Origin of the sequence: Mycoplana rhizolycopersici (assembly GCF_013378445.1) — a bacterium.
GTDB classification, from domain to species: Bacteria; Pseudomonadota; Alphaproteobacteria; order Rhizobiales; family Rhizobiaceae; genus Mycoplana; species Mycoplana rhizolycopersici.
Window position 1 is genome coordinate 1 of record NZ_JABXYK010000041.1, and the last position, 1,393, is coordinate 1,393.

The following is a 1,393-nucleotide window of genomic DNA, read 5'->3' on the forward strand; positions in this document are numbered from 1 at the left end:
GGCGCAAAGCGGACAGGCTGCTCAAGCCGGAACCGGGCCGGTCAGTCACGGCGCAGCGCTTTCACCTCGTCGCTCATCAGTAACAGAAATGTGAATAGGTGTACGCTTACCTTTTAGCAGGCGCAACAAAGGATTCATCTTGCAATAATTAATATTGACGCCATCAATTTCACGTCAAATTTTTCCACTCTAGTAAGACTCAGTCCTTTTACCAAACGTCACTCCGATGAATTCGATATCGAATCCATTACATTATAAACCAACAAAGTTTCTTCCCTTAAAGGACTCGAATATTGCGCCGCGCAACTGACTTTTTACTTGCATTATTATGGGCCCTTAATTTAAACGTGAACATTCCTCCCGAACTCGCGGAGGGTTGAAACGGAGGTCGACCGCGATGGATGGGACCGACATCAACCATACGGCTGCCACTTCAAGGCGCGCTACGCAAGCACAAGCCGCGATCTACTGCACGGGCGATCTCGTCTGCGGAGAACGTGAAATCAACTCCGAGGAAGCAGACACTATTCGGAGGATATTTCGCGAATTCGCTGCCGGCATATCGCCTGCAGAGATTGCCCGCCGGCTGCAATCACTGACGTCGAGGTGAATGCGAACGCCACCGGAGAACGGATAGGAAGGCATGGCGAAACGTAGGAAAGAACTGCTCGCTATCGGAAGCGTCCTCATGAAGGATGCACTGGCTTTATCGAGCGATATTCCGCGCGGTCCGATGAAGGCGATGGCAAAATCCCTTGAAATGTTGGCGAGCGGGCAGCGAGCCCCATTGATCCCATCGCTGGCCGCGTATGGTTGCGAGCCAAGCATCGCCCCAACGATCCTGGAGTTTGCCACCGGCGAAACTGCAAACTGCCCCGGTGGGCGCAACTGCGCCGGGCTCTGGGAATGGTTATTCCACTTACACACACGATTACCAGGATGGACCTGACGAGCCTCGAATGGTGGATGCGGGCGATGGCTGAATACGCCATGGACCAATGGAGAGGCAATGAAGAGCCATCGCGGCCGCGCAGTCTGGGGACAGACGCAGGCCGCCACCACGGCTTGGGAGAGCGTGCAACGCAATCAGGATCAGCGTTTCCGAGCTGACTAAGGGACGCTGCGGGACAAGGGGTGCTCAGCTTGGTTGAGCATGGCGCCGATGCGCAAACCTGAAAACGACAACGATGACTTTTCGGCTGTAACGATCGCGATTTGGAGCCCGCGGCTCGCCCGAAGGCTATCAAGCGAGGATAGCCGTCAAATCTTGGTCAATGTTACCGGCTTCGCCAGGATTGTCGCCGAATGGGCTCGCAATGAGGCGGTCGCCATCCCTGCAGCCGACAACGACAATGGGATCAGGCGGTAGAGCAAGACAAATCGTTCTCGAGAG

Annotated in this window: 1 protein-coding gene; it reads left to right on the top strand. The window is 55.0% G+C overall.

The genetic code is table 11. The features are described from left to right. Positions 1-688: 688 nt before the first annotated feature. A complete protein-coding gene (locus tag HV823_RS26290; RefSeq protein ID WP_176952616.1) occupies positions 689-949 on the top strand; it encodes a hypothetical protein in 261 nt (86 codons plus the stop codon). Positions 950-1,393 lie beyond the last annotated feature (444 nt).